The sequence below is a fragment of the Nocardia sp. Marseille-Q1738 genome (genome assembly GCF_965283145.1).
Window position 1 is genome coordinate 107,674 of record NZ_CBDIMS010000013.1, and the last position, 26,205, is coordinate 133,878.

The following is a 26,205-nucleotide window of genomic DNA, read 5'->3' on the forward strand; positions in this document are numbered from 1 at the left end:
GACGCGACCGGATCGGCCGCACCACGGCATGTTCGGCGCACACGACGCGCAACCCGCGCGGTGCGCTCAGCTTCCGGGCAGGGGAGCTTGGTCAGCCTGCGTGATGGTGACCTTCCCGGTCCGCAGGTAGGTGAGCACGGCCTCGTCGACCGCGGGGTTTGCCCGACCGAAGGTGCCGTGGTCGCCGCCCTCGACGGTGACCAGTGCACCACCGAGCGCCTTGGCCATGGCCGGGCCGCCTTCGTACTTGGTCAGCGCGTCGTGACGGCTGTGCAGCACCAGCGGCGGGGTACGCAGAGCTGCCCCGGTGATCGGCACGGGCTTCGTCACGGGTTTCCAGGAACCACAGGCCATTCCGGAGCGGATCAGGTCGGCGCGGGCGTCCATGGCGTTGCCGCCGGAGGCGATGGTGCCGACCGCGGAGCCGAGCAGTTCCGGCCTGCCGGGCACGGCGTTCTCGTTGCAGGTGATCGCGCTGAACACGAACCGCCCGGTGGGGTCGGTCGAGGTCGCGCCCTCGATGGCCCGCAGTCGCTGCACGTTCGCCGGATCGGCGGCGGCGTCGGCCATCGCGCGGGCGAAGGTCGGCCAGAACGTGCGGGTGTAGGTGGCCACGGTGGTCGCGCCGAGCAACGGCACCTGCGCGGAGACACCACCGCTCACCAAGGTGCGCAGCAGGTTCTGCAGTTTGCCCAGCTGCTCGACGCTGCCGTTGTAGCCGTCCTTGGCGATCTCGGCCAGCGGCTCGGGCAGTGCGCCGGGGAGGTCGGCGAGGCTCGCGGGTGGCGGGGTCAGGTTGGCGTACCAGCCGCCGCCCTGGGCCGCCGCCAGCTGCACCCAGGTCCGGTAGACCTGCAGAGCGGTGTCGCCCAGGTGGTACTCGGCATTGTGTTCGGCGATCCAGGCGAACAGATCGTCGAGGCGCTGTTTGCCCGCGAGCTGTTGTTGGGCGAACTCCTCGGTCCACACCCAGTCCGGGTTGACGTTGGAGTCCAGAATCATCCGCTCCACCCGATCGCCGAACAAACTCGCGTACACCGCGCCGAGGTAGGTGCCGTAGGACGTGCCGAAGTAGCTGATCCGTTCCAGCCCGAGCGCGGCACGCACGGCGTCGAGGTCACGTGCGGTGCTCTCGGTGGTGATGGTGTCCAGATAGCCGGGCTGCGCGGCGTCACAGGCCTTCTTGATGGCGTCGCGGTTGCCGCCGCCCAAGGAAACCTGTTCACTCTCCGCGGTTTTCCCGCCCGCTCCGCATTCCAGCGGTGTGGCCCAGCGCAGCCCGCGCGGCTGGACGGCGATCTGGTCGTAGTGGGCGGCGAGTTCAGCGGGGAATGTCTCCGACCGGCGCGCCCAGTAGTCCAGCGCGTCCGCGCCGGGACCGCCGGGATTGGTGAACAAGACGCCTTCTCGCGTGCCGGTCGCCGCGATCCGGCTGACGGTCACCTCGATCGTCGGCCCGTTCGGCTCGGCGTAGTCCATCGGAACGCGGACCACGGCGCACTGCACGCCGCGGTCAGCGGTGACGGACCCGTCGGGGCACGCACCGAACTCGACGCCCGGTGCGGCATTCGCGAGGCCGGTGACGATCGATCCGCCGAACAGAGCCGCGGCGGCGACGGTGGCCGCGACCCGCGAAACCCGCAGTGTCCTCATCATGTTCCGTACCTCCCCGGGCCTGCCGCGCTCGCGCGTGAACCGGCGCCGACCAAGAGCATTCTGCGCAGGCCCGCCCGGACAGACAAGTCGGTGGCGGGATTTCGCCGGGTCGAGCATGTGGTTTATCCCGATAGCGGTGCACGGAGTAGCGTCGAGCCATGTCGACCGAGGTCAGCAACAACACCGCACTGGAACGTTTCGAGATCTACGTCGACGGTGCGATCGCCGGCTACGCCGAATACCAGGACACGGCCTCCGAACGCGCGTTCGTGCACACCGAGATCTATCCGCGCTACGAGGGCCAGGGCTACGCGCGGCTCTTGGTCGAGACCGCGCTGAACAGCACCCGCGACGACAAGCTCGGCGCGCTGCCCATGTGCCGCACGGTCCACCACTTCATCGAGACCCGCCCGGAATACCTGGCGATGGTGCCGCACTGGGCGCGCGACCGGCTCAACCTGCCGCAGTAACTCAGTAGGCCGCCACGGCGCCGTCGAGCGCCGCTTGCAGGTCCTTGCGTACCAATCGGGCGATGTCACCGGGCCGGGTCGGCAGGTCGAGCACCGGGGCGCCGAAGTAGAAGCTGGCCGACTTGGCCTCCTCCTTCGTCGGCTGCACCGCCGGGTCCTGGCGCGGCCCGTAGCTCAGCCCCATGGACAGCAGCACCGGCTCGACGCCGAGTTTCATCGCCCGGAAGGCGATGTGCCCGATGCCGCTGCCCACCGGCTGCACCTGGGTCGGGTCGACGTCGTTGCAGGTGCCCTCGGGGAACACCGCGATGCCGTCGCCGCGAGCCATCCGCTCCGCGCAGATGTCCATCATGCGCTGACCGGCCGCGTTCACCGCACGGATGCCGTGGTCCTTGCCGCGGAACACCGGGATGCCGCCCATCATGTCGATCTTGCGCCGCTGCTCGGAGTCGACGAACAGTTCGTCCTTCGCCAGCACGCGCACCCGCCCGATAACCGGCCGCAGCCCGCTGCGCCACGCCGCCGCGGCGACCGTGTAGGGATCGTTTTCGGATAGGTGGTTGATCGCGATCAGCAGCGGCCGACCCTGGTCGATCACCGCGCGGAGCGAGGCGCGTGCCCCTTCCGCGTAGCTGACGCGAGGATGGTAGCGGCGGCCGAGAAGGGCGTAAGCCCCCCACGCTTTCAGCCGGTTCTGGCGATGGTCTCGGTAGAAGTCGTACACGGTGTCGCTGTTCTCGAGGCGCACCTCGGGCGGTTCCATGACCTTGGACTCTACGATGTCGCGCCGGCACCGCAACGCGGCGTCCCGCCGCCGCCCGCAAATCCGGGCGACAGAAGTGCGCCGCAGAAGGCGCATTGTGGGCGAACAGCTGCGATGATGTCGGAGTGGCACGCGCAGAAGACCCGGATGATCGGAAGACTCGCGGCGGACACGGCGACCGCAGGCGGCGCGATTTCCGGCCCGGCGAGCAGGTGGTACGTGCCGGAACGCTGCTGGTGTCGGCCACCGAGCTGGTCGAACCCACTTTCCGGCGCACCGTCGTCTACATCATCGAGCACAACGAGGCGGGCAGTCTCGGGGTCGTGCTCAACCGTCCCAGCGACACGGCGGTGCACGACGTGCTACCCCGCTGGACGGACGCGGTCGCGGCGCCGCGCACGCTGTTCATCGGCGGCCCGGTGAAACGGGACGCGGCGCTGTGCCTGGGCACCGTCCGGGTGGGCGCGCAGATCGAAGGCGTGCCAGGGCTGCGTCGGGTCGACGGCCGCGTCGTGTTGGTCGACCTGGACGCCGATCCCGAACGAGTCGGCCCGATCGTCGAGGGCATCCGGATCTTCGCGGGCTACGCGGGCTGGACCTTCGGCCAACTGGAAGGCGAGCTGGAGAACAATGACTGGATCGTGCTGTCGGCCTTGCCGTCCGACCCGATCAGCACGGGCCGCCCGGACCTGTGGGCACACGTGCTGCGCCGCCAGCCGCTGCCGCTGGCCCTTCTCGCGACACACCCGATTGAACTCGAACGCAACTGACAACGTGTACTCCTCGAAGGGACCGAAGGAGACACGGTATGAGACACGACAACTGATCTGGCGAGAGCATGGGTGACTCCTCGGGTGCGCCCACACACCGGACCCGCAGCACAGGCGGAGAGGGATCTAGTTGTGCGCAACGAAGCAGATCAGCCCGACGATCAGTCCGAATTGATGCGGGCTCTCTATCGCGAACACGCCACCCCACTGTGGCGGTACACGCTCGGCTTGGTCCGGGATCCAGGGCGAGCAGAGGACATCGTGCAGGAAACTTTGCTGCGGGCATGGCAACGCCCGAACGTCTTGGACCAATCGACCATGTCGGCGCGCGCGTGGTTGTTCACCGTGGCGCGCAATCTCGCCGTGGATGAGCATCGCAGCGCCCGCAGCAGGCGCGAGTTCCGCACCGACAGCCCGCCCGAACGGGCCGCCCCGGACCAGTCCGACCGCGCACTGGACGGGTGGCTGGTCGCCGACGCCCTCGGCAGGCTCAGCGCCGACCATCGCGAGGTGATCGTGCGGGCCTACTACCGAGGACTGTCCACCCACCAGATCGCCGAGGAACTCGACGTCCCGCCGGGCACGGTGAAATCCCGGATGCACTACGGCATGCGCGCATTGCGACTGGCACTACAGGAGATGGGGGTGACGAATCAATGACGGATATCACGGACGACTACACCACGTGGGACGCACCGTACGTGCTCGGCTCCCTCACCCGTAATGAGCGCCTGGAGTACGAAAGCCACCTCGCCGGCTGCACCGAATGCCGAGCCGCGGTGGGTGAGCTGGCGGGTCTGCCCGGCATGCTCGCCATGGTCGAGACCGAGACCGCGCTCGCGATGATCGAGCCGACCACCGCCGAGTCCGTTCCGTCGATGCCGCCACCGATGCCGCCACCGCCGCCGATGCCGCAACGGCCGGCGGCGCCGCCCCCGCCGCCGCGGCTCGCCGACGCCGCCGAACGGCGCAACCGGCGCAGCCGGTGGACGTCGGTCGGGGTGGCGGTGGCGGCGGCCGCGGCCGCCGTGGCGATAGCGGTGCCGATCGCCGTCACGATGTCGGAGTCGGACGGGACGGACACACCTGGCACCACCGAGCAGGCTTTCGTCGAACGCCCGATGGATCCGCTGGAGGCAACGCCGGTCTCGGCGAGCTTCAAGCTCTTTCCGGCAGGCGACAAGACGCGGCTCGTGATGTCCTGCAGCTACCCGCCCGGCGAGCAGCAGCGCTACAACTGGGAGCTGGCCCTGTACGTCACCAGCGCCAACGGACAGCAGCAGAAACTCGACCAGTGGCCCGCGGGCCCCGGCACCGAACTGACCATCGATCGGACCATCGACGGCCCGCCCGATCAGGTCCGCTCGGTCGAGATCCGCGCCGCGAGCACTGGCCGGGTGTTGCTGGCAGGCGCGGTCTGATCGATCGAACGATCCCCCGCCGGGACAAATGCCCGCGGGGGATCGTCGTGCGGCAAGCCGATCAGCGCGTCTGACGCCGGAAGATCGAGGACGACCACAGGTACCCGGCCACCGTGATGCCGACGCACCAGGCGACCGCGATGATGCCGTTGTTGCCGATCTCGGTGCCCATCAGCAGGCCGCGCAGGGTCTCGGTGAACGGCGTGAACGGTTGGTATTCGGCGAACTGGCGCAGACCGGCGGGCATGGTGTCGGTGGCGACCAGCCCACTGCCGAGAAATGGCAGCATCACCAGCGGGAAGGGCGTGTTGCTCGCGCTCTCCGGGTTCGGAGCGAGCAGTCCGAGCGCCACCGACAACCAGGTGAGCGCGACCATGATCAGCGCGAGCAACGCGAATGCCGCGATCCACTCGGGCAGGTTCGCGTTCGGGCGGAACCCGATCAGCACCGCGATCGCGACCATCGCGGCGATCCCGGCCAGCGCCTGGATCAGCGCGCCGACCACGTGGCCGGTGAGCATGGCCGATTGCGCGATGTCCATGGTGCGGAACCGATTCACGATGCCCTTGGTCGTGTCGGTGGCGACCGAGACCGCGACCGAGACCGTCATGTACGCCGGAATCATCAGCAGCATGCCGGGAGCGAGATAGTCGATGTAGTTTCCGCCGGAGGACTTCTCCAGCGCGCCGCCGAAGACGAAGTTGAACACCAGCAGCAGTATGGTCGGCATCACGATGACACCGAAGGTCATGCTGGGATAGCGCTTGGCGCGCACGAGGTTGCGGCGCAGCATGGTCGCCGAATCGGCGAGCGCGTAGGACATGGCACTCATCGCACGGTTTCCTTTTCGGTGGTGGGGTGGCCGGTGAGGGTGAGGAATACGTCGTCGAGGTTGGGTGTGTGCACCGAGAGCCCGTCGACCTCGATCTGCGCGTAGTCCAGCCGGTCGAGCACCGACCGCAGCGATTTCACGCCGCCGTCGCTCGGCACCGCGAGAGTGAGGTTTTCCTCGTCGTCATCCGGGGTCGGTGCGGCGGCCCCGAGCGCGTCGGCCGCCGCGAGCAGGGCGGACCGATCGGCGAACTCCAGGCGGATATGCCCACCCGGCACCAGCCGCTTCAATTCGGCGGCGGTGCCTTCGGCGACGATCTTGCCCCGGTCGAGCACGGCGATGCGGTCGGCGAGCTGGTCGGCCTCCTCCAGATACTGGGTGGTGAGGAAGACCGTGACGCTGTAGTCGTCGACCAGCCCCCGAATGATGTCCCACATCGACCGCCTGCTGCGCGGGTCGAGCCCGGTGGTCGGCTCGTCCAGGAAGATGATGCGCGGATCGCCGACCAGGGTCATGGCCAGATCGAGCCGCCTGGTCATGCCACCGGAGTAGCTGGACGCGGTCTTGTCGGCCGCGTCCACCAGGTCGAAGCGCTCCAGCAGATCCGCGGCCAGCCTGCGGTTCTCGCGGCGCGGCAGATGGTGCAGATCACCCATCAGCAGCAGGTTCTCCCGGCCGGTGAGCAGCTCGTCGACCGCGGAGAACTGGCCGGTCACCCCGATCTGCGAACGCACCTGCTTGCGCTCGGCGGCCACGTCGTGCCCGCCGACCCGGATTTCACCCGCGTCGGCGTTGATGAGCGTGGTGAGGATCTGCACGGTGGTGGTCTTGCCCGCGCCGTTCGGGCCGAGCAGGGAGAAGATCGTGCCCTCCGCGACGGTGAGGTCGATGCCGTCGAGCACCACCTGCTCGCCGAATTTCTTGCGCAAGCCCTGTGCCGAGACGGCAGGCGCGCGGTGGCCGTTCACCATGATTTTCCTTTCGAAATGCATGCCTTCATGCGAATGTGGGCATGTTTCAGCTGCACCGCGCCCGGTGTCCGGTGCGGCGATTGCCGGTTGGTTATTCGCTTGTCGTGCCGGGTGTGCGCCGGCTAGATGTCCAGATCCTCGATCTTCGGCCCCTCGGCCAGGTCGACCACCCGCTGATAGAGCTTGTCGGGGAGGTGCCCCTTCAGCTCGTCGGGCGAATCCACCACGACGAAGATGAACTCACCCCAATCCTGCTGCCCGACGCCGAGCAGGCGACGCCAGCTCTTCGGGTCCTTCCAGTCCTTGAGCCACTTCGCACCCGCGTCGGTCGGGTAGTCGTCCCAGTTCGAATACTGGGCGTGCATCACATATTTGCCCTTGCGGCTGCGATACACCCTGACGTGCTCGATCCGCGTATCGTTGACGTCGTGCCACTCGCCGAGCAGAGTGCCGGAGAAGCGAACCTGTCGGACACCGTCGCGACCGACCTTGAGCACAACCTCGTCGAAGCCCTCCAGGCGACCCTCCTCGAGTTCGATGAACCGGCGCAGCGCCGTGACCACCGCCCCCGAGAGGTTGCCGCCGACCAACTCCTGCGCGCGCTGGAACAGCGGGAGGTCGTCATCGGCAACGTAGATCGTCTTGTTGGGCATGAAGCCACTATACGTAGATGTATACGTACACGCAAGGTTGGCGGACGGATCTGCTGATCCACCGTTGAACCATCCGGCGGCCCAGTCCGTATCACTCGTGTACGCAGCCGAACGTTCGTCAGCGGAAGGGAGTGCCGATGCGGGTCGTGGACTATCTGGTGCAAGCGGTTTCGGCGCTGGGGGTGCGGCACATCTTCGGCGTTGACGGCGCCAACATCGAGGACTTGTACGACGCGATCTTCGATGCACCGGATGACGTCACCGGCGTGATCGCCAAGCACGAGTTCTCCGCGGCCACCATGGCCGACGGCTACGCCCGCAGCACCGGTGGATTCGGCGTCGTCGCATCGACCTCCGGCGGCGGAGCGATGAATCTCGTTGCCGGACTTGCCGAATCTTTCGCGTCGCGGGTTCCGGTGCTCGCGTTGGTCGGGCAGCCACCGACGTCGCTGGAAGGCAACGGAGCATTCCAGGACACCAGCGGACAGGCGGGCGCCATCGACGCCGTCCGCCTGTTCGGCGCGGTCAGCACCTATTGCGCGCGCGTGGAGACCGGCGCCGACCTGCCCGATCAGGTGGCCAGGGCGGTCGGCGCCGCCCGGCGCGGCGGGCCCGCGGTACTGCTGCTGCCCAAAGACGTGCAGCAGGCCGACCTGGGCAAGGTCGCGCCGTTCCGCTTGTCCTCCAGGACGCATCGATCCGACCGAGCCGGGACAGCCCGCGTGCGCGACGCGCTCGCCCGGGCCAGGCGCACCGGAAAGATCGTGATCATCGCCGGTGACCAGGTCGCGCGCGACGACGCGCGCGACGAGCTCGCCCGCCTGGCCACCGCGCTGGACGCCGCCGTCGGCGTCGCGCCGGACGCGAAGGACACCTACGACAATGCCGACCCCGCGTTCTGCGGCGTCGCGGGCACCATGGGTCATCCCGAGCTGGCCGCGGCCATCCGGTCCTCGGCCCTGTGCCTGCTGGTCGGCACCCGGCTACCGGTCACCACGCGCGCCGGCCTGGAACCCCTGCTCAGCGAATGCACGGTGGCGAGCGTCGGCGTCGCCCCGCCGTACCTCCCTGCCATCCACGCGACCAGCACCGATCTGTCGCGCACTCTCGCGGATCTGGCTGCCGATCTCTCCGGCGGCGCCGCCGGATCCGAGCGCGCGGGCGCGGCGCAACCGCCGACGCCGCTGCGCGTGCCCGACTCCTCCGGTCCCGGCCTGCGCTACCGGGACCTGGTCGAGACGATCGAAGCCGCACTGCCGGAGGGCACCGACGTGTTCGCGGACGCGGGCAACACCGGCGCCGCGGTGGTGCATCACCTCCGGGTCCCGCGCGGCGGCCGGTTCGTCGTCGCGCTCGGCATGGGCGGTATGGGCTACGCGTTCGGCGCGGGGATCGGCTCCGCGTTCGCGCGGAAGGCGACGGCGGACGGCACGCGGCGCACGGTGGTCGTCGGGGGTGACGGCGCGTTCTTCATGCACGGCTTGGAAGTGCATACCGCGATCGAGCATGCCCTGCCGGTCACTTTCATCGTGCTGAACAACAACGCGCACGCCATGTGTGTGACCAGGGAGCAGCTGTATTACCGGGATCGGTACAGCTTCAATCGATTTCGTCCCGCGTATCTCGGCGCGGGTGTCGCGGCCATGTTCCCCGAGCTGCCCGCGTTCTCGGCGCACACCGCGGGCGAACTCGACCGCGCCCTGCGGTACTGCCTGGAAACCGAAGGGCCGTCGTTCCTTTCGATCGAATGCGACCCCGACGAGATCCCCCCGTTCCTGCCCTTCCTGACGACCATCGAGCAATCCAGGAACCCCTGATGAACCAGGCTCGCCCAGCCGCACGCTGGCGCTTGCCGAGAGGAGTACACCGTGACCACAAGTTCCCTGCCCGCGCTCAGCGACATCCCGGAGGTCCCAGCGGGTGTGCTGCGGATCGAGAACTCCGACAAGGACGCGACCACTCCGATCATCATGGACATGCTGCGATCGGTGTACCCGCACGACCAGATCTACGGCGAATACTGCCCGGTGCAGGCCTACATCGCCGCCCCGCCGCGCGAGGTGTACGAATACCTCGCCGATACCAGGTCGCTGGAGGAGTGGACCTACAGCCTGCGCGGGTTCGCCGAGACCGAGGAACCCGGACTCTGGCTGGGGTACGACCGGCTCGGCTCCGAGACCAAGATCTTCACCCGCACCGTCACGCACCCCGACGCGATGACCGTCGACTACCACTGCGCCTGGGACCAGGGACAGCACCTGTGGATGATCTACCTGCTGCGCGTGGTCGACGCGCAAGCGGTGTTCAACAAGCCGGGTTCGGTTGTGCTGTGGGTGAATTGCAAGCACCCGTTCTACGACGAGAACCCCTACCCCGAGACCGCGCCACCGAAGCGGCCGGTGTGGGTCGGCGACTTCTGGGACATGTTCTCGGCTGGTCATCAATTGGAGATGGACAACCTCAAGGCGATCTGCGAGTACCGGGCGGCGCACGGCCTGCCCATCAAGCCCGACTGGATGAAGTGAGACGCACGTGATCAACCCCCTGCACCACGACACCTCGGGACTGCCGCCGGTCAGCCTCGTCGACGTGTCCAGCTACCTGCCCGGCGAACCGGTCGGCACCGAATACTTCACCCAATTCTCGCGCTCGGACCGGATGGCGAAGAACGTCATGTTCCGCGCGCCCAAGGGCCGCCACCACGTGGCACGCGACGAGACCGCGGTGGACATGGTCGAGCAGGCGGTGGCGCCGCTGATCGAGCGCCACGGCGCCGACGCCATCACCGACGTCGACGTGCTGATCACCCATACCCAGCTGCCGGACAACCCGGTGCTCGGCTGCGGTCCCGAGGTGGCGCGACGGCTCGGCATCCGCCCCTCGTTCGCCTACGACGTGCACAACGGCGGTTGCGCGGCATTCGTGCACATGATGGCGATGGCTCGCATGGTGTTGCAGACCACCACCGCCCGCACCGCGCTGATCGCGGTGACACAGAATTGCGCCGGGCCGGTGTTCACCCAGACCGAGATCCGCAAGCTGGCCCAGGCGCCGGTGCCCGGCGACGGCTGCGGTGTGGGGCTGCTCCGGAAGGACGACAGCGCGCCGATCCTCGACATCGAATGCCGTACCTATCCCGAATTCGCCGGGGACATGGACTTTTCCACCAACGGCGAACGCAAGTACTGGGAGCCGGGCGAGGGGCAGGGCTGCGTCAGCTTCACCGAATCCAAGGTCACCAAGGTGTTCGCCCGGGGCAACCGCCTAGTCCCCGAGGTGGCGCTCGCGGTGTGCGATCGGATCGGCGTGAAGGGCAGCGAGGTCGACGCCTTCGTCACCAACCAGCCGAACCGCTTGTTCCTGCGCAACTGGCACGACGCGCTGGAGCTTCCGCCGGAGCGGCATCCGGACACCTTCGACTCCTGCGGCAATCTGTTCGGCGCCGGTATCCCGGTGACTCTGGACGTGGAGAACCGGGCGGGCCGGCTGCCCAACGGATCGCTGGTGCTGATGGCGGCCTTCGCGCACGCGGGCGACTTCGCGGGCGCGGCCGCCGTCCGCTGGGGCGCCGCGCGATGAGCGTTCGCATCGCCGACGAGACACGGTCATCGCGGCGGTACCTATCCGCGAGGATGCCGCCGCGATTCGACCTGAGCCTGAGCGAGAATCCGTTCCCACCGCTGCCGTCGGTGCTGCAGGCCGTGCACATGACGCTGGCCCAGGCGAATCGGTACCCGGAATTCCTGCCGCGGCGGCTGCCGATGCTGATCGCACAGCATGTGGGTGTGCGGGCGGATCAGGTGGTGGTCGGATCGGGCGCTACCGGGGTGGCGATGCAGATCATGCAGTCGCTCATCACACCGGGAGCGGACATGGTTTACGGTGCGCCGACATTCGACGGGTACCCGATCATGTGCGAGATGACCGGCGTGGCGGGCGTGCCGGTGCCGCTCGGCAAGGCGGGCGATCAGGATCTGCGGGCGATGCTACGGGCCATCGGCAAGCGGACCGCACTGGTCGTGGTGTGCCGTCCGCACAATCCGACCGGGACGGTGATTCCGGCGGACGAGCTGAAGGCGTTCCTGTCCGACGTGCCCACCCGGATACCCGTGCTCTTGGACGAGGCATATGTCGAATTCCTCGGTGCCGCCGAATTCGCCGACCCGCTCGCGCTGATCAAGAGACACCCCAATGTGCTCGTGCTGCGCACTTTTTCGAAGGCGTACGGCCTGGCCGGGCTGCGCATCGGCTACGCCTTCGGCAGAACCGAACTGATCGCGCGGGTCAGCAAACTGCAACTACCCTTCGGGGTGGGCGCGGCGGCCGTAGCCGCGGTCGCCGCCTCCTACGCCGCCGAACCCGAACTCACCGCCCGAACTCTCCGCATCACCGAAGCGCGCGACGCCCTCCGCGCCGCGCTCCTGGCCCGCGGCATCGCGGTCCCGGAAAGCCACGCCAACTTCCTCTACCTCCCCGGCCCCGGTATCGGCACTGCACTACGCCGCGCGGGCATCGCCGCCAAGTGCTACACCGACGGCAGCGCCCGCATCGCCGTGGGTGACCCAGCCGCGGACCACGCCGTCCTCCGAGCCCTCACCCCGACCTCGACACCGTAGTGCTCGAACTTCGCCTATCCCAGCCAATCCAGCACGGACGCCGCCGTCCAGGACTGCTGCATGCTGCCGAGCGGTTCGCCGGTGAACGGCTCGTAGTACTCGGCGAAGGCGCCATCGCTGGCCTGGCGTAGGCCCTCGGCGCGCAGCATGAACGAGCGCTCGGCCCAGCCTCGTCTGGCGAAGACCCAGGAGAACAGCCAGCTCATCACCGGCCACACCGGTCCGCGCCAATACTCGCGGGAGCGGAAGTCCTTGGAGACCGGCGAGGTCGAGGGCGGCAGCGCGTAGCGCAGATCGGGGTGCCCGCAGAAGCGTGGTCCCTCGAACAGCCGCAGCAGGCTGCGCTCGGTGTCGCGGGGCAGCCCGCCGCACAGCAGGGGCGCGAACATCGACAGCGTCTCGGTGTTGATCCACCGCCGCAACCGCACGTCGAAGTCACGGGCAGCGCCGGTGCGGGCATCGGTGGTCGCGATGACGCCCGCGCGAAAACGGTCGGCCCACGCGTGCAGGTCGCGCACGTCGGCGTTGGGCTGCTTGTACTCCTCGCCGATATTCGCCAAGACCTCGCAGGCCAGCGCGAAGATCCCGGTGACGAACACGTCCTCGACGGCGAAGCTCATGGTCGAGGCGAGCTGGTAGTCGTCGTAGCCGGCGCGGCGCATCTGCTCGACCAGCCAGAGATAGCGGTCGTACTCGCGGTCGGTCGGGCGCTGGCTCGGGTCCGAGATCACCAGCACGTCCTCGCGGCGGTAGGGCGGCAGGTCGCCGGGGATCACGTGCTCGTAGGCGCGGTCCCAGCGCGGCGAGTTGTCCATCCCGGACTCCCAGCCGTGATACAGCGTGATCCGGCCGGTCTCCTTCGGATCGCGGGCGTGCGCCAACCATCGGTGCCAGCGCACCAGGTCCGGCCAGCGCCGGTTGAGGAACTCCTCGGCCACCGACCTGGTGGTGCGCCCGTGCCTGCGCGAATGATCCAGAATCCGCTGCACGGCGATGGCGTGGACCGGCGGCTGGGTGATGCCCGAGGTGTCCGGGCCGTCCGGTGCGTTGGCGGCCAGCTTGCGGCATTCCCAGCGGGCCGGGCCGGGGAAGTAGCCGTCCACGCCGTTGGCGAAGACGATGTGCGGGATCATCCCGTTCTTCCACTGCGCGGAAAGCAGCGTGTCCAGCTCGACCACCGCCCGCTCCACGCTCAACGGAGCCAAACCCACCGCGACGAACGCCGCGTCCCAGCTCCACATGTGTGGATACAGTCGTGGCGCCGCGGTGGTCATCGTGCCCAAGTCGTTCCCGCGCAGCAGGTAGGCAGCGCGGGCCGCGAGCTGGGTCGGTGTGAAGCCCGGGTGTGCCATCCCCCTATTCTGCGATGTCACCCGCAGATATGCCCGCTCAGCGGTATCCGTTTCGGCCCGGTCCCACCGGCCGGTGGCCGGCTCCTCTTCGGCGGTTCTCAACCTCGAATGCCCCATCCCGTGATCGCTGCTCGAGAATTGTCGGTCGATTCATGCCCGCATCGCTAGTCCTTCGTCCACTGCTACGGGTTTTTACGCCTTAGTTCCACCGCCGGTTACGGTGGGGCCCATGACTTCCGCCGCGACCTCGAAACCGACCGCGTTGATCACCGGTGCCAGCCGCGGGCTCGGCGCCGCCATCGCCCGCGAGCTCGCACCGACGCATGACCTGCTGCTCGGCGCCCGATCGGCCCAGGCGCTGCGCGGCATTCTGGCGGAGCTGCCCGGCGCCGAGGGCTGGCCGGTCGAGTTGACCGACTATCCCGCCGTCGCCGCGGCGGCCGCGCCGATCCAGCGGCTGAATGTGCTGGTGCACAACGCCGGTATCGCCGATCTGGGCACCATCGCGGACTCCACGGTCGAGCAGTGGCGAAACACCTTGGAAGCCAACCTGATCGCCGTAGCAGAGCTCACCAGGCTGCTGCTTCCCGCGCTGCGGGCGGGCAATGGCCATGTGGTGCTGATCAACTCGGGCGCCGGGCTGCGGGCGAACGCGGGCTGGGCCTCGTATGCCGCGAGCAAATTCGGGCTGCGCGCGTTCGGTGACGCACTGCGGCTGGAAGAACCCGGTCTGCGCGTCACGTCGATTCATCCGGGTCGCATCGATACCGACATGCAGCGCGAGATCATCGCCGGTGAGGGCCGCGAGTACCAGCCTGAGGAATTCCTCACACCGGAGACGGTGGCGTACGCGGTGCGCGCCGCCATCGAGACCCCGCGGGACGCGCACCCCACCGAGATCGTGCTTCGGCCGTACTGATCGACCGGCGCTCCACCGGATCGCACCGCGCCCGCGCCAACGCACCGTAGCTGCACGCGGCGTCCTGTCACCACTGGCACACGGCGCGGCAGGACGGTGCGCTGTCCAGCCGGGTGCCAGCGCACACTTCCCCGGTCACGCGCGATGACGTGCAGTTACCGCGCCGCCTACGCAGGTCGGCTCAGGCGACGATGTTCACCAAACGTCCCGGCACCACGATCAGCTTGCGCGGCGCCGCTCCATTGAGCAGCTCGGTGATCTTCTCGTCGGCCAGCGCGGCCGCCTCGATCGTCGCGTTGTCGGCGTCGGCGGCCACCTGAATCCTGCTGCGCACCTTGCCGTTCACCTGAATCGGGTACTCCACCGACTCCTCCACCAGCAGCGCGGGATCGGCGACCGGGAAGGGACCGTGCGCCAGGGATTCGGTATGGCCGAGCCGTTCCCACAGCTCCTCGGCGATGTGCGGGGCGAGCGGAGCCAGCATCAGCACCATCGGCTCCACCACCGAGCGCGGCGCGCCGCCCGGGTAGGTCTTGGTCAGGTGGTTGGTCAGCTCGATCAGCTTGGCGCCCGCCGTGTTGTCGCGCAGTGCGGCGAGATCCTCGTCCACACCCGCGATCGTCTTGTGCAGCAGGCGCAGCGTCTCGCCGGTCGGCGCGGCGTCGGTTACCCGCAGCGCGCCGGTCTCCTCGTTCACCACCAGGCGCCACGCGCGTTGCAGGAACCGGTGCGCGCCGACGACATCCTTGGTCGCCCACGGCCGCGAAGTGTCCAGCGGACCCATCGCCATCTCGTAGAAGCGGAAGGTGTCCGCGCCGTACAGATCGCACATCTCGTCGGGAGAGATCGCGTTCTTCAACGACTTTCCGATCTTGCCGTACTCCTGGAACACCTCGATCTCTGCTCCAGTGGCGTCGGTCCAGAAGAACTTGCCGTCCCGCTCGACGACCTCAGCCGCGGGCACGTAGGCGCCACGCGCGTCGGTGTAGGCGTGCGCCTGGATGTAGCCCTGGTTGAACAGCCGCCGGTACGGTTCGCTCGCCGACACGTCACCCAGGTCGTACAGCACCTTCTGCCAGAACCGGGCATACAGCAGGTGCAGCACCGCGTGCTCGACGCCGCCGACGTACAGGTCGACGCCGCCCGGGTCGCTCTCGCCGTGTTCCGCGGCGCGCGGGCCAAGCCAGTACGCCTCGTTCTCCTTGGCGCAGAACGTCTCGGCGTTCGTCGGGTCGGCGTAGCGGAGTTCGTACCACGAACTGCCCGCCCACTGCGGCATGACGTTGGTGTCGCGGCGGTACCGCTTCGGCCCGTCGCCCAGGTCCAGTTCGACCTCCACCCAGTCGGTCGCCTTGGCCAGCGGCGGAGACGGTTCGGAATCCGCGTCATCCGGGTCGAAGGTCACCGGGGCGAAATCGTCCAGCTCCGGAAGCCGCACCGGCAGCATCGATTCCGGCAGCGCGTGCGGCGCGCCCTGCTCGTCGTAGACGATCGGGAACGGCTCGCCCCAGTAGCGTTGGCGGGCGAACAGCCAGTCGCGCAGCTTGTACTGGATGGTGCCCTTGCCGTGGCCGTCGGCCTCCAGCCGGGCGATCATCGCCGCCTTGGCGTCTTCGACGGACATGCCGTCGAGGTAGTCGGAGTTCACCAGCACGCCTTCGCCGGCATGGGCGCCCGTGGCCAGGTCGCCGCCGCTGATGACCTCGATGATCGGCAGCCCGAGAACGGAGGCGAACTCCCAGTCGCGGTGGTCGTGTCCGGGGACCGCCATGATCGCGCCGGTGCCGTAGCTGCTCAGCACGTAGTCGGCGATGAAGATCGGCACGGCCTTGCCGTTGGCCGGGTTGATCGCGTAGTTGCCCAGGAAGACGCCCGTCTTCTCCTTGCTCTCCTGGCGCTCCAGATCCGACTTCGCCGCGATCGACTTGCGGTAGGCCGCGACCGCGTCGGCCGGTGTGGCGGCGCCGTCGTTGGTCCAGCGGGGGTCGGTGCTCTCCGGCCACGAGGCAGCGGTGAGCTTGTCGACCAGCTCGTGTTCCGGTGCGAGCACGACATACGTCGCGCCGAACAGGGTGTCGGGGCGGGTGGTGAAGACCTCGATCTGTTCGCCGTCGGCGTCGAACTTCACCTGCGCGCCGCGGGATCGTCCGATCCAGTTGCGCTGCATGGTCTTCACGTTCTCCGGCCATTCCAACCGATCCAGGTCGTCGACCAGTCGATCGGAATAGGCGGTGATGCGCATCATCCACTGCCGCAGGCGCTTACGGAACACCGGGAAGTTGCCGCGCTCGCTGCGCCCGTCGGCGGTGACTTCTTCGTTGGCCAGCACGGTGCCAAGGCCGGGACACCAGTTGACCACCGAATCGGTCTGGTACACCAGTCGATACGAGTCGAGCAGCGCGCCGCGGTCGGCGGGCGACATCGTGGTCCAGGACCTGCCGTCCGGCACGGCCCGTGCGCCGGACGCGAATTCGGCCTCCAGCTCGGCGATCGGGCGGGCCCGGTTCAGTTCCACGTCGTACCAGGCGTTGTAGATCCGCAGGAAGATCCACTGCGTCCAGCGGTAGTACTCCGGATCGGTGGTCGCGAAGCTGCGGCGCCGGTCGTGGCCGAGGCCGAGCCGGTCCAGCTGGCGCTGCATGGTGGCGATGTTCGATTCGGTGGTCACCCGGGGATGCGCGCCGGTCTGCACCGCGTACTGCTCGGCGGGCAGGCCGAAGGCGTCGTAGCCCAGCGCGTGCAGCACGTTGCGGCCGTGCATCCGGTGATAGCGCGCGAAGACGTCCGTGGCGATGTAGCCGAGCGGATGCCCGACGTGCAGGCCCGCGCCCGATGGGTAGGGGAACATGTCCTGGATGAACAGCTTGTCGTCCGGGGTGGGGCCGGCCAGCGGGCCGACCGGATTCGGCGCATGGAAGGTCCCGCGCTCGTCCCACGTCTGCTGCCATCGGCGTTCGATGCGCCCGGCAAGCTCCGCGTTGTACCGGTGCTCTGGTACATCGCTTTCGGTTGCACGTGTGTCCTGCACGGTCCTGCCTTCTTGTGGTCGCCGATCCCCGTCGAACTTCGCCTATCAGGGTAGAACGTGTGGTCGGCAGGACCGAAAATCGGGCTGGCCTGGACTTCCGGTCGCGTTCCCCGGCGCACGGCCCGTCGGCGGCCGGTCGGCACCGATGCGCTAGCCTGCATGGGTGTTCGTCGTCGCTCTCGTCCTGTTCGTGCTGGCTGTGGTGGCCATCGCAACCGGCGCACTCGGGCTGACCGGCCGTTTGCCCCGTAACCGTTTCTTCGGGGTGCACACCGAGGCCGCGCTGTCGAGCGATGAGACGTTCCGCGTCGCCAACCGTGTCGCCGCCCCCACGTCGATCGCGGCCGGGGCGCTCTTGTTCGCCGGTGGTCTCGTCGCGCTGGCCGCCAGCGGAATCGTGGCGCTCGTCGTCGCGGCAGGTGCCGCCGTCGTCGCGCTGTTCACCCTGGGGGCGGGCGCTACCGCCGCCGCGCAGGCCGCCGACGCCATCGCCCCGCCCGCCGAAGTCGGCGGCTGTGGCAGCTCCTGCGGCGCGTGCTCGCTACGCGACGCCTGCCAGCCCGCCGGCTGATCGGCGCAGCGCTGGCGGGGGCTGTCGGCCCAGTCATTCATCGGGATACCTTGGCGCGGCAGCGCCTATTCCGCGCACGCTGGTGGTGTGACACTGCGCGAAAGCGGACTGTCCACTGGAGTGACGTATAGCACGCACAGTAGTACCGGCACTGATCCCAGATTGCGGGCCACGTGCGGGTAGCGCGGTCCGCTCGGCTCCCGGAAGACCCGCCAGCGGCGGTAGATCACCGGCGCGCAGTCCGCTCCGGGATGGTCCAGGTTGCCCCGGGCGACCAGGACGAACAGCGTGCCGTCGTGATAGTGCCAGCCGCTGGTGCCGCCGGGCTCGATGAGCGTCTGGCGCAGAATGAACGCCCGCCGACCCAGAATGAACCGGAACAGCACCCGACTCGCGGTTCCCTGTGCGGGGGCGGGATTCCGCTGATATTCGCGCCGCGTCATCAATCGATCGAACCACTCACCGCGCCGTGCCCAGCGGCCTCGGCAAGGAGATCCGGGCACGCCAGGATAGATAGTTAATTATTCGCAACTATCACATCAGTAACACTAGCCACACCAGACACATGTCACTAGCGTCAAATGGCATGAAAATCCCATGGGCGAGCCCAAAAACCCGTTGCCTCAGCATTGCACTATCACTGACAGCGCCATGGAGCATCATTTCAGCCATCACTCCGGCCGCCGCCGGCGCGCCGACCGGCCCGGATGTCTCGTCCTGGCAGCACACCGATGGACGCATGATCGACTGGTTCGCGGTCAAGCGGGCGGGGCACGACTTCGCCATGGTCAAGGCCACCGAAGGGCTCAGCTACGTCAACCCGTACTTCGTGACCGACAGCCTGCTGATGTTCGCCGCCGGCCTGGCGCGCGGGACCTACCACTACGCTCGGCCCGCCTTGCCACCCGAACCGCAGGCCGCGATGTACGCCTCGGTGGCGCTCGGACAGAACGGTCCACTCGACCTGCCGCCGGTGCTCGATCTCGAGGACTCCGGCGGGCTCGGGCCACCAGCCCTGATCGACTGGACGCGCCGCTATCTGACCACCGTGCAAGCACTCACCGGCCGGGTCCCGATCATCTATACCTATCCCAACTTCTGGCGCACGGCGATGGCCGACACCGCTGAGTTCTCCGGCTATCCCCTGTGGATCGCCGACTATCGCGGCAACGCCCAGCCCGAAGTTCCCGGTGGTTGGCCGACCTGGACGTTCTGGCAGACCACCGACCGAGGCACCATCCCCGGCATCGCGGGCCGCGTCGACCTCAACGTCTACAGCGGCGCCCACGGCGATCTCGCCCGCCTCGCGAACATGGGCTTCCTCACTGGAAGCGGCTGACCGCACTTCAGGGTGTTTGCCGGAGGTGGAGCCGCTACCCGCCCAGTCGAGTAGCGGCCCCACCTATGGGGAGAGCCGCGGTGGGCACGGCCGTGGTCGCAGGGGGGCCGGTCGCGGCTGCGGTATCAGGCGCCGATGCGGCCGCTGTTCTTCTTCCACACCGCCACGACCGAGGGGCGCGGCTGAGCCGTGCCGCCGTCGGGCCAGTGCGAGAGCGGGTTCTCCGGGGTCGCGTCGTCGGCCTCGCCGGGGTGCTGGACGCAGACGATGACCCGGGACTCGGTGACCACCGGGCCGCAGGTCTCCGCGCCGCGCGGGACGGTGAGGAACTGCTTGGTCTGGCCGCGGTTGGGGCCGTCGAGCACGACGGAGAACAAGCCGTCGTTCGACTTCAGGGCGTTGCCGTCGGTGGAGATCCACAGGTTGCCGTAGGGGTCGAAGGCCAGGTTGTCCGGGCAGGAGATCGGGCTCACCTTGGACTTGTCGTAACCGGCGAAGTAGGTATCCGCGGCCGCGGGATCGCCGCAGACCAGCAGGAGCGACCAGGTGAACGTGGTGCCGGTGTGGTTGTCGTCGATCTCCAGCACTTGGCCGTTCTTGTTGAGTTTGCGCGGGTTCGCCTCGTCGGGGCCCTGCTTGCCTTCCGCGCCGCGATTGTCGTTGTTGGTCAGCGCGACGTACACCTTGCCGGTGTAGGGGTTCGCCTCGAAGTCCTCCGGGCGGTCCATCTTGGTGGCGCCGACCTTGTCGGCGGCCAGCCGGGTGAAGACCGCGACCTCCTCGGCGCTCATGCCCTCGACCAGCGACTTGCCCTTGCCGTCCGCACCGGTTTCGAGCAGGGGAATCCACTGGCCGGTGCCGGTGAAACCCTTGTCCGACGGCGTGGCGCCGGTGCCGTCGATCTTGTCCGGATGGTCGCCGGTGAGCTTCGCGACGTAGAGCGTGCCCGCGTCCAGAATGGTCAGGTTGTGCCGCATGCTGGACGCGCCGGTGCCCGGCTGGATCTTGCGCGAGGACACGAATTTGTACATGTAGTCGAACTTTTCGTCGTCACCGGTGTAGGAGACGACGTCACCGTTCGGCGTGACGTAGATGTTGGCGCCCTCGTGCTTGAGCCGCCCCATCGCGGTGTGCTTGATCGGCGTCGAGTTCGGGTCCCACGGGTCGACCTCGATCACATAGCCGAACCGGTTGGCCTCGTTGGGTTCCTGGGCCAGGTCGAAGCGCTTGTCCGCGCGCTCCCACTGATTGGCGGTCTTGCCCGCGGTGAGACCGTAGCGCTTCAGCCTAGCGGTGGCGGTGGGGTCGGCCACCTTGTCGCCATTGGCGAAGTAGCCGTTGAAGTTCTCCTCGCCGGAAAGCACGGTGCCCCACGGCGTCAGGCCACCGGCACAGTTGGCGAAAGTTCCGAGGACTTTGGTGCCGGTCGGGTCGGCCGCGGTCTTCACGAGATCGCTGCCCGCGGCGGGGCCGGTCAGCGTGAACTCGGTGGTCGCGGTGATCCTGCGGTTGTACTTGCCGAAGACCGGAGCCAGCTTGCCCGAACCGGATTCACCCTTGACCTCGACCACACTCAGCCCGTGCGCGGCCATGGTGATCGCGATCTGCTCGTCGGTCGCAGCGTCCTTGTTGTAGCCCCGGAACATGTGCGGGCCGGTGGTGTACTCGTGGTTGACCACGAGCAGGTAGCCGTTGGCCTGCCCCTCGATCGGCAGCAGTGCCGCGAAATCGTTGTTGTAGCCGAATTGCTTGGCCTGCGCGGCGGCGGTCTGCTTGTCGAAGTCGAATGCGGGCGCGTCCGGGAACAGCGGGTCACCCCAGCGGATCACCACGGCCTGCTCGTAGCCGTCCGGGATCACCACGGCGTCTTCCTTGTTCGGCGCGACGGCGGTGAAGTCGGTACCGGTTCCGGGCGGACCGGCGGGCTTGGTGGATCCCGCCGGGGCCGGTTCGTCGTCGCCGCAGGCCGCGAGCACACTGCCCGCGCCGACCGCGAGCACCGCGGCCGCGCCACCCTTGATCAGGCCGCGGCGGTTCAGGGAGCTGACGATGTCACCGAAGTAGGCACCGGCGGAGGTGTTGGGCGCCTCGTGGAAGCACGCGTTCGCGCACTTGTACTCACACGTCACGGCGGCGCGCGACGACTGGCCGTCGTGCTTCACGAAAAGGGCGAGTGGCTGAAGACTCACGGTGACTCCTGGGTTTGGCCGACGGGGCGCACGGTAGACCATCCGGACCATCCGGAAAAGACGAAAAAGTGAACAGCCGCCCAATTAGGTAACCCTCAAATTGCCCGGCTGTCGCGCACAAGAGAATGCCGCGTCGATTCGGTTTCTCGAATCGACGCGGCATTCCCACTGGCGGATAGGCGGCCTCCTCGCCTTCGCTCGTCCCGGCGCGGGCTGTCGACGGACTCCGTCCGACTGCGTCTTTCCTGCGGCCTCCTCTGCCTTCGCTCGTCCCGGCGCGGGCTGTCGACGGACTCCGTCCGGCTGCGCCCTTTCTGCGGCTGCGCCCACTAGGCGTTCACCGGAAGGGCGATGACGACCTCGCTCTCGTTCTCTGGCAGATAGTGCGCCTGCACGACGCGCCCCATCTGGACCTGTCCGACACTGGTTGGCGCGAGGAACTTCGTCACCCGGGTAGCGAAGGTCGATCCATCCGGCCGGGTGACCACGAGACCGAGTTCGACCTCGGAGTAACCGTCGCGGATCGTGCCGGTGACCGACAGCGATTGCACCACGGCCTGGGTGGCGATGCCGCGCTCGGCGATGTCGAGCTTGTGCCGGGTGGTGATGCCCTTGCGGATCAGCGACTCGTTGATCGCGTGCTGTGCGGCGGACGCGTCGCCGGACAGGTCGACCTCTACCTTGTCGGTCCGGTCGGGCAGGTAGCGCACCGGGAGCACCACACCGGGACGCAGCAGGGCCAGCTCGGTGAGCGGCACGATCAGCTTCGCCGACGAATCGAAGGTCTTGCCGTCCGCGCCCTCCACGCTGAACTCGATGCGGACCTGCGGCTGGTCGTTGACCGTCAGCCCGGTCTCCCGCACCGACCGCACCGTGCCGAGTCCGGTGAGCCCGTCGCGGAACTCGGCGCTGTTGCGGCCGGTGAACGCGGCGGCGATGCCTTCACCCGTGAACGCGAAGACCAGCGGCACCAGCGTGAACGCGATAATCGGCAGCGCCATCTCGAAGCCGAGCCAGCCCATCCCGGCGGGCTCCCATTCGCTGGTGGGGACGTAGGTCACCGCGTGATAGACGTAGTAGCCGATCGCCGCGGCGCCGAGGGCGAGAGCGAAGAGGCGGATCTTTTTCATGACATTCCTTGTGGGGTGAGAAGTCTCGGGATTCGCCGCCACCCGTCATCCCGGCGCGAAGACCGGGATGACGGGTGCGGATCGGGGGCATGCGGCGATCAGGCGCCGACGATGGACGAGCAGGCGAAGGTGATGTCGAACTTCGACGTCTTCGGTCCCGCGAGCGGGTTGGTCAGGTCGGGGGCACCCACACCCTCGCCGGTGACCTTGTAGGTGTTGCCGTCTTTCACCACCGTGGCCGAGCCGCCCGGCATGCCGTTGCCGAAGCCGACCGCGTAGGGCAGGCCGTTGTCGCCGCCCTTGCTGCCCGCGATCGCGACCGCCTGCACGGTGTCGGCGCCGGTGATGGTCGCGCTCACCGAGAGGTTGCCGTAGGCGCCGTTGTCGGTGTCGGTCAGTGCGAGCGCCAGCGTGCCGCCCTGCTTGGCGCAGGTGGTGGTGAACTTCGCCTCGAGAGCCTTGCCGTCGACCGACGCGATCGACTTGCCCGCCGGGGCCGCCGGACCCGGCTTCGCCGAGGAGGGCGCGGGCGCGGCGGGCGAGCTGCTCGCGTCGTCGCTGCATCCGGTGACGAGCAACGCGACGGCGGCGGAGGCGGCGAAAGCGGCGGAGGCGAAACGGATGGTGTTCATGGTCTGTCCTTGTGGTTCGTGGGCGCGGCGCCCGGTCTTCGTTTCGTTCGGCCCGCGGTGTGGAGCCGATGAGAGAAAGTTAGAAACGGCTCGCGCCCTACCGATCCCAGGTTTCGCGCGGTCTTGTCGCAGCGACCATCCAGATGCCGCCGGTACGGATCCACGCAACACACCGGTCCACCTCGCGGTTTCGAGCACAGCCAGACCTAGCGTTTGCCGTACCCCATCGGCCCGGCCCCGATTTTCGAGCGCAGCGAGATCGAGCATTGCCCGTTCGCGGCCCAGCGCCGCAGGCGCTGCAATCCAACACAGCTAACCTGGTCGAATGCGACGACCGCGCGCCATGGTGCTCGACGAGGTGTGGCGCAGGCTCGACGGCGTCGAACCGCTCAGCGGCCCCCACGGCGGTCCGCTGCGCCGCACTGTGAAGCTCGTGCTCGACCCGCTGGTGATCCGGCCGGTGCAGCATCCGGTGTGCGCCGGGCCGATCCTGACCGCCGACGGCGCGGTGCTGCTCGAAGCGCGCATCCAGGCCGCGGCCGACGTGCTGCGCGCGACGGCGGCCTGGTTCACGGTGCTCAAGCAGGTGCGGCGGACGCTGCGGATCACCGAGGGGCATCCGCAGGATCTGTACTTTCAGCGCTGCTTCGAGCTGGCGACCACGTCCGGCATGCCGGATCCGGCGCGTGGGCCTGCCATCGCCGAGGCCGCGCTGCGCGAGATCCACGAGTACACCGCGGGACGCACCACTCAGGCGCTGAAGGAGTACCTGAACGATCACACCAAGGGGCAGGAGCTGGCCGGGCTGCTCGACCTCGCCTGGCGTCGGCGCCCGCTGACCAACCCGTCCGGCGGTGACCACGCCGTCGACGTGGACGCCCTGCTGGAAGCCTGCGCCGCCGCACGACTCGGTCGAGACGCGCCCGCGGCGCAGCCCGCGCTGGATCGACTGGTCGGCGGACACGCCGGAACTCACACGGGAATCCGGCTGTGGCAGAACGAATCCACCCCTTCGGCGCGAGAACTCGGGCTCACCGCGCATCCGGTACCGCGGCAGCCGGACATCGGCGCCTCCGCCTCGAAATCAACCCTGGGACTGCCGTTCGATCGCACTGTCTACGAGCGCGTGTTCACCGTCCTGCAGGCGTCCAGCGACCGTGCTGAGCTGCCGCCGATTCCGGAGCTGGTCGATGCCGAGATCGCCAGGAGTTGTGCGCCGTGGGCGCTGTTGGACGAGTCGTTGCGCGTCGCGGCGACGGCGGGGACGACGCTGGCGCTCGGTCTGGCGCCGATTGATCAGCGACACGTGCGAACAGCGGGTCAATCGCGTCTGCGTCTGGCCGAAACCGGCACGCGTGCCGCGCAATCCACCGCACACCAGGTGATCAACGGCCGCTGGCAGCGGGAGGCATACGTGCTGCAGGCCCGTCGGCTGGTGGTGAGCGCCGGTTCCGCCGAACCGTCCTCCGGCCCACTGACCGCCATCGCCGCCGAGCTGACCACACCGTGGCGGCCCTACCTGCGGCGACTGTGGGTTCGCCTGCACGGCAGGGACGTCCGGGAATACGCGATCCACGACCCGGACGAGCTCTGGGATCTGCTCGACGGCGTAGCGCGTTCGGTCATCCTCGACCATCGCACGCGGGTCAAGCGGGCGCTCAGTGTGCGGGCGGGCGCGGGCGAGGCGGACGCGGCGGAATCGAAGGCGAGCTGATGAGCGAGCGTAGCGAGCGAACAATCAACACAGCCACGTTCGTGGTCATGACGGAGCCGAGCGCCAGCGAGGCGCAGTCATGAGCGAGCGTAGCGAGCGAACAATCAACACAGCCACGTTCGTGGTCATGACGGAGCCGAGCGCCAGCGAGGCGCAGTCATGAGCACGACCGTACGGATCCGGTATCGAGACGGCCTGTGGATCATCGCGCCGGAAGACGCGCCCACCGTCGTGGACGGCACGGCGGGAGTCGACGTGCTGGTGCTCGAAGTGGCGGGCGGGCATCTGACGTGGAGCCTGCTCGCCAGCCACGCGACCCCCGCGGCGGTGATCGATGACCGTTCCCTCGCCCAGGAATGGGTCTGGGCGATTTACGGCCAGGAGGTATCCCTCGCGCTCGACGAATCGGACGGGGACACAAGCGGATACACCGCCGAGCCCGCCTTACCGGACCTCGCGGCACGCATCTGGCGGCTCGGCTATGCCCGCTGGGCGGCGCGCTGGTGGCCCGCTTCCACCCTGGATGGCATCGCCCCGCTGGACGAGCACCTGCTGGAGGACGAAATCGCCGCGCTGAACGAGGAATGCGAGCTGATCGTCGACGGAGCGGACGCACTCGAGGAGATACGCAGCGGCACCGAAGCACTGGGCCGCGCGGAGGACTACGCGCTGGCCGCCGGACCGGTCGCGACCGTCGCACCCGGCGCCCTGGTGTTGGCCAGGGGCACCGCGGGCTGGGACTGGCGTCGCTGCCCGCCAGGCTTGCTCGACGCCTCGGAGCGCGCCGTGTCGTGGGAAGTGGTGCGCGCCGCGGGCACGACGATCGTGCGGGTGAGCGCGGTCGCCGCACCGCTGTCGGCCGTGGATGTCCCGGCGCACCTGCATCCCCGTGCCCGCATCCAGGCCGCCGGCGCGGTCGACGTGCCGCTGATTCGCGACGGCGAACTCTGGCACGCGGAGACAGCCGCACCGGCCGGATCGGAGCCGGGTGTGACCGTGGAAATCTACGTGCCCGGCGTCGGCGTGGACGAGCCCGAACCGGACGCCGTCAACCGTCGCGCCCAGATCCGTGCGCTGGTCACGGCGCGGCTACGCCGCACGGCCGATGCGCCGGACAATCCGGTCGAAAGCCCGTTGCTCGCCGAAATCGCGGCCGCCGCTTCCGATTCGGACTTCTGA

The 26,205-nt window shown here is 68.5% G+C and carries 24 protein-coding genes; 13 read left to right on the top strand and 11 right to left on the bottom strand.

The annotated features are described in order from the left end of the window. Positions 1-66 precede the first annotated feature (66 nt). A complete protein-coding gene (locus ACWPXK_RS31940; protein ID WP_454199879.1) occupies positions 67-1,656 on the bottom strand; it encodes an alpha/beta hydrolase in 1,590 nt (529 codons plus the stop codon). A gap of 158 nt (positions 1,657-1,814) precedes the next feature. Here ACWPXK_RS31940 and ACWPXK_RS31945 point away from each other — a divergent pair, with 158 nt between their 5' ends. Further along, on the top strand, positions 1,815-2,126 hold the full coding sequence (locus ACWPXK_RS31945; protein ID WP_067477949.1) for a GNAT family N-acetyltransferase: 312 nt from the start codon (positions 1,815-1,817) through the stop codon (positions 2,124-2,126). Position 2,127: 1 nt separating this feature from the next. Here the strand turns inward: ACWPXK_RS31945 and ACWPXK_RS31950 are convergent, their stop codons facing one another. Further along, positions 2,128-2,889 carry a lysophospholipid acyltransferase family protein gene (locus tag ACWPXK_RS31950; RefSeq protein WP_454199880.1) on the bottom strand — a complete coding sequence of 254 codons (762 nt, stop codon included), beginning with the start codon at positions 2,887-2,889 and terminating at the stop codon, positions 2,128-2,130. Positions 2,890-3,014: 125 nt separating this feature from the next. Between ACWPXK_RS31950 and ACWPXK_RS31955 the strand changes: the two genes are divergently transcribed. From ACWPXK_RS31955 to ACWPXK_RS31965, 3 genes are all read left to right on the top strand, one after another. Beyond that, the gene (locus ACWPXK_RS31955; protein WP_454199881.1) at positions 3,015-3,659 is read left to right on the top strand and encodes a YqgE/AlgH family protein; all 645 of its coding nucleotides are present in this window, start codon (positions 3,015-3,017) and stop codon (positions 3,657-3,659) included. A 132-nt stretch (positions 3,660-3,791) separates the two neighbouring features. Further along, a complete protein-coding gene (locus ACWPXK_RS31960) occupies positions 3,792-4,319 on the top strand; it encodes a sigma-70 family RNA polymerase sigma factor (protein ID WP_454199882.1) in 528 nt (175 codons plus the stop codon). Continuing rightward, positions 4,316-5,080 carry an anti-sigma factor family protein gene (locus ACWPXK_RS31965; protein WP_454199883.1) on the top strand — a complete coding sequence of 255 codons (765 nt, stop codon included), beginning with the start codon at positions 4,316-4,318 and terminating at the stop codon, positions 5,078-5,080. Before ACWPXK_RS31960 ends, ACWPXK_RS31965 begins: the two co-directional genes overlap by 4 nt. Positions 5,081-5,141: 61 nt before the next feature. Here ACWPXK_RS31965 and ACWPXK_RS31970 read toward each other — a convergent pair whose 3' ends face one another. The 3 genes from ACWPXK_RS31970 to ACWPXK_RS31980 all read right to left on the bottom strand — a co-directional run bounded on the left by ACWPXK_RS31970 (position 5,142) and on the right by ACWPXK_RS31980 (position 7,536). Next, entirely contained in the window at positions 5,142-5,912 is a 771-nt protein-coding gene (locus ACWPXK_RS31970; RefSeq protein WP_454199884.1) for an ABC transporter permease, read from the bottom strand. Further along, complete coding sequence (locus ACWPXK_RS31975; protein ID WP_454199885.1) at positions 5,909-6,883, bottom strand: ATP-binding cassette domain-containing protein; 975 nt, start codon at positions 6,881-6,883, stop codon at positions 5,909-5,911. The genes ACWPXK_RS31970 and ACWPXK_RS31975 overlap by 4 nt, the downstream gene beginning before the upstream one ends. 122 nt (positions 6,884-7,005) lie before the next feature. Next, positions 7,006-7,536 carry an EXLDI protein gene (locus ACWPXK_RS31980; RefSeq protein WP_454199886.1) on the bottom strand — a complete coding sequence of 177 codons (531 nt, stop codon included), beginning with the start codon at positions 7,534-7,536 and terminating at the stop codon, positions 7,006-7,008. 137 nt (positions 7,537-7,673) lie between these two features. Here ACWPXK_RS31980 and ACWPXK_RS31985 point away from each other — a divergent pair, with 137 nt between their 5' ends. Genes ACWPXK_RS31985 through ACWPXK_RS32000 form a run of 4 tightly spaced genes read left to right on the top strand, consistent with a single transcriptional unit; the run spans position 7,674 to position 12,152 of the window. Beyond that, positions 7,674-9,353 carry a thiamine pyrophosphate-binding protein gene (locus tag ACWPXK_RS31985; protein WP_454199887.1) on the top strand — a complete coding sequence of 560 codons (1,680 nt, stop codon included), beginning with the start codon at positions 7,674-7,676 and terminating at the stop codon, positions 9,351-9,353. 51 nt (positions 9,354-9,404) lie between these two features. Continuing rightward, a complete protein-coding gene (locus tag ACWPXK_RS31990) occupies positions 9,405-10,061 on the top strand; it encodes an SRPBCC family protein (RefSeq protein WP_454199888.1) in 657 nt (218 codons plus the stop codon). A 40-nt stretch (positions 10,062-10,101) separates the two neighbouring features. Continuing rightward, on the top strand, positions 10,102-11,115 hold the full coding sequence (locus ACWPXK_RS31995) for a 3-oxoacyl-ACP synthase III family protein (protein ID WP_454199925.1): 1,014 nt from the start codon (positions 10,102-10,104) through the stop codon (positions 11,113-11,115). Positions 11,116-11,168: 53 nt separating this feature from the next. Next, the gene (locus ACWPXK_RS32000) at positions 11,169-12,152 is read left to right on the top strand and encodes an aminotransferase class I/II-fold pyridoxal phosphate-dependent enzyme (RefSeq protein WP_454199926.1); all 984 of its coding nucleotides are present in this window, start codon (positions 11,169-11,171) and stop codon (positions 12,150-12,152) included. A 14-nt stretch (positions 12,153-12,166) separates the two neighbouring features. Here ACWPXK_RS32000 and ggh read toward each other — a convergent pair whose 3' ends face one another. Next, a complete protein-coding gene (gene ggh, locus ACWPXK_RS32005; protein ID WP_454199889.1) occupies positions 12,167-13,504 on the bottom strand; it encodes a glucosylglycerate hydrolase in 1,338 nt (445 codons plus the stop codon). A gap of 229 nt (positions 13,505-13,733) precedes the next feature. Between ggh and ACWPXK_RS32010 the strand changes: the two genes are divergently transcribed. After that, positions 13,734-14,423 carry an SDR family oxidoreductase gene (locus ACWPXK_RS32010; protein ID WP_454199890.1) on the top strand — a complete coding sequence of 230 codons (690 nt, stop codon included), beginning with the start codon at positions 13,734-13,736 and terminating at the stop codon, positions 14,421-14,423. A gap of 181 nt (positions 14,424-14,604) precedes the next feature. Here ACWPXK_RS32010 and leuS read toward each other — a convergent pair whose 3' ends face one another. Next, positions 14,605-17,451, bottom strand: a complete 2,847-nt coding sequence (gene leuS, locus ACWPXK_RS32015) for a leucine--tRNA ligase (protein WP_454199891.1) — start codon at positions 17,449-17,451, stop codon at positions 14,605-14,607. A gap of 163 nt (positions 17,452-17,614) precedes the next feature. Between leuS and ACWPXK_RS32020 the strand changes: the two genes are divergently transcribed. Further along, a complete protein-coding gene (locus ACWPXK_RS32020; RefSeq protein WP_454199892.1) occupies positions 17,615-18,022 on the top strand; it encodes an SdpI family protein in 408 nt (135 codons plus the stop codon). Between the two features lie 65 nt (positions 18,023-18,087). Here ACWPXK_RS32020 and ACWPXK_RS32025 read toward each other — a convergent pair whose 3' ends face one another. Beyond that, on the bottom strand, positions 18,088-18,465 hold the full coding sequence (locus ACWPXK_RS32025) for a hypothetical protein (RefSeq protein ID WP_454199893.1): 378 nt from the start codon (positions 18,463-18,465) through the stop codon (positions 18,088-18,090). Positions 18,466-18,608: 143 nt separating this feature from the next. Here ACWPXK_RS32025 and ACWPXK_RS32030 point away from each other — a divergent pair, with 143 nt between their 5' ends. After that, positions 18,609-19,361: a glycoside hydrolase family 25 protein gene (locus ACWPXK_RS32030; protein ID WP_454199894.1), complete on the top strand. Its 753-nt coding sequence runs from the start codon at positions 18,609-18,611 to the stop codon at positions 19,359-19,361. Between the two features lie 125 nt (positions 19,362-19,486). Here ACWPXK_RS32030 and ACWPXK_RS32035 read toward each other — a convergent pair whose 3' ends face one another. The 3 genes from ACWPXK_RS32035 to ACWPXK_RS32045 form a co-directional block, all read right to left on the bottom strand. After that, positions 19,487-21,550 carry a PhoX family protein gene (locus ACWPXK_RS32035; protein WP_454199895.1) on the bottom strand — a complete coding sequence of 688 codons (2,064 nt, stop codon included), beginning with the start codon at positions 21,548-21,550 and terminating at the stop codon, positions 19,487-19,489. A gap of 329 nt (positions 21,551-21,879) precedes the next feature. After that, positions 21,880-22,680 carry a hypothetical protein gene (locus ACWPXK_RS32040; protein ID WP_454199896.1) on the bottom strand — a complete coding sequence of 267 codons (801 nt, stop codon included), beginning with the start codon at positions 22,678-22,680 and terminating at the stop codon, positions 21,880-21,882. A gap of 98 nt (positions 22,681-22,778) precedes the next feature. Beyond that, positions 22,779-23,312, bottom strand: coding sequence for a lipoprotein LpqH (locus ACWPXK_RS32045; RefSeq protein ID WP_454199897.1), 534 nt, complete (start codon positions 23,310-23,312; stop codon positions 22,779-22,781). A gap of 343 nt (positions 23,313-23,655) precedes the next feature. Between ACWPXK_RS32045 and ACWPXK_RS32050 the strand changes: the two genes are divergently transcribed. Together ACWPXK_RS32050 and ACWPXK_RS32055 are read left to right on the top strand one after the other, a co-directional pair. Then, complete coding sequence (locus tag ACWPXK_RS32050; protein WP_454199927.1) at positions 23,656-25,026, top strand: hypothetical protein; 1,371 nt, start codon at positions 23,656-23,658, stop codon at positions 25,024-25,026. 159 nt (positions 25,027-25,185) lie between these two features. After that, positions 25,186-26,205, top strand: a complete 1,020-nt coding sequence (locus ACWPXK_RS32055; protein ID WP_454199898.1) for a hypothetical protein — start codon at positions 25,186-25,188, stop codon at positions 26,203-26,205.

What these genes read in the sequence shown, in the direction of transcription:
- ACWPXK_RS31940 (WP_454199879.1), bottom strand. Translation starts at nt 1,656, where the DNA reads ATGATGAGGACACTGCGGGTTTCGCGGGTCGCGGCCACCGTCGCCGCC.
- ACWPXK_RS31945 (WP_067477949.1), top strand. Translation starts at nt 1,815, where the DNA reads ATGTCGACCGAGGTCAGCAACAACACCGCACTGGAACGTTTCGAGATC.
- ACWPXK_RS31950 (WP_454199880.1), bottom strand. Translation starts at nt 2,889, where the DNA reads ATGGAACCGCCCGAGGTGCGCCTCGAGAACAGCGACACCGTGTACGAC.
- ACWPXK_RS31965 (WP_454199883.1), top strand. Translation starts at nt 4,316, where the DNA reads ATGACGGATATCACGGACGACTACACCACGTGGGACGCACCGTACGTG.
- ACWPXK_RS31970 (WP_454199884.1), bottom strand. Translation starts at nt 5,912, where the DNA reads ATGAGTGCCATGTCCTACGCGCTCGCCGATTCGGCGACCATGCTGCGC.
- ACWPXK_RS31975 (WP_454199885.1), bottom strand. Translation starts at nt 6,883, where the DNA reads ATGGTGAACGGCCACCGCGCGCCTGCCGTCTCGGCACAGGGCTTGCGC.
- ACWPXK_RS31980 (WP_454199886.1), bottom strand. Translation starts at nt 7,536, where the DNA reads ATGCCCAACAAGACGATCTACGTTGCCGATGACGACCTCCCGCTGTTC.
- ACWPXK_RS31985 (WP_454199887.1), top strand. Translation starts at nt 7,674, where the DNA reads ATGCGGGTCGTGGACTATCTGGTGCAAGCGGTTTCGGCGCTGGGGGTG.
- ACWPXK_RS32000 (WP_454199926.1), top strand. Translation starts at nt 11,169, where the DNA reads ATGCCGCCGCGATTCGACCTGAGCCTGAGCGAGAATCCGTTCCCACCG.
- ggh (WP_454199889.1), bottom strand. Translation starts at nt 13,504, where the DNA reads ATGGCACACCCGGGCTTCACACCGACCCAGCTCGCGGCCCGCGCTGCC.
- ACWPXK_RS32010 (WP_454199890.1), top strand. Translation starts at nt 13,734, where the DNA reads ATGACTTCCGCCGCGACCTCGAAACCGACCGCGTTGATCACCGGTGCC.
- ACWPXK_RS32025 (WP_454199893.1), bottom strand. Translation starts at nt 18,465, where the DNA reads ATGACGCGGCGCGAATATCAGCGGAATCCCGCCCCCGCACAGGGAACC.
- ACWPXK_RS32030 (WP_454199894.1), top strand. Translation starts at nt 18,609, where the DNA reads ATGAAAATCCCATGGGCGAGCCCAAAAACCCGTTGCCTCAGCATTGCA.
- ACWPXK_RS32040 (WP_454199896.1), bottom strand. Translation starts at nt 22,680, where the DNA reads ATGAAAAAGATCCGCCTCTTCGCTCTCGCCCTCGGCGCCGCGGCGATC.
- ACWPXK_RS32045 (WP_454199897.1), bottom strand. Translation starts at nt 23,312, where the DNA reads ATGAACACCATCCGTTTCGCCTCCGCCGCTTTCGCCGCCTCCGCCGCC.
- ACWPXK_RS32050 (WP_454199927.1), top strand. Translation starts at nt 23,656, where the DNA reads ATGGTGCTCGACGAGGTGTGGCGCAGGCTCGACGGCGTCGAACCGCTC.
- ACWPXK_RS32055 (WP_454199898.1), top strand. Translation starts at nt 25,186, where the DNA reads ATGAGCACGACCGTACGGATCCGGTATCGAGACGGCCTGTGGATCATC.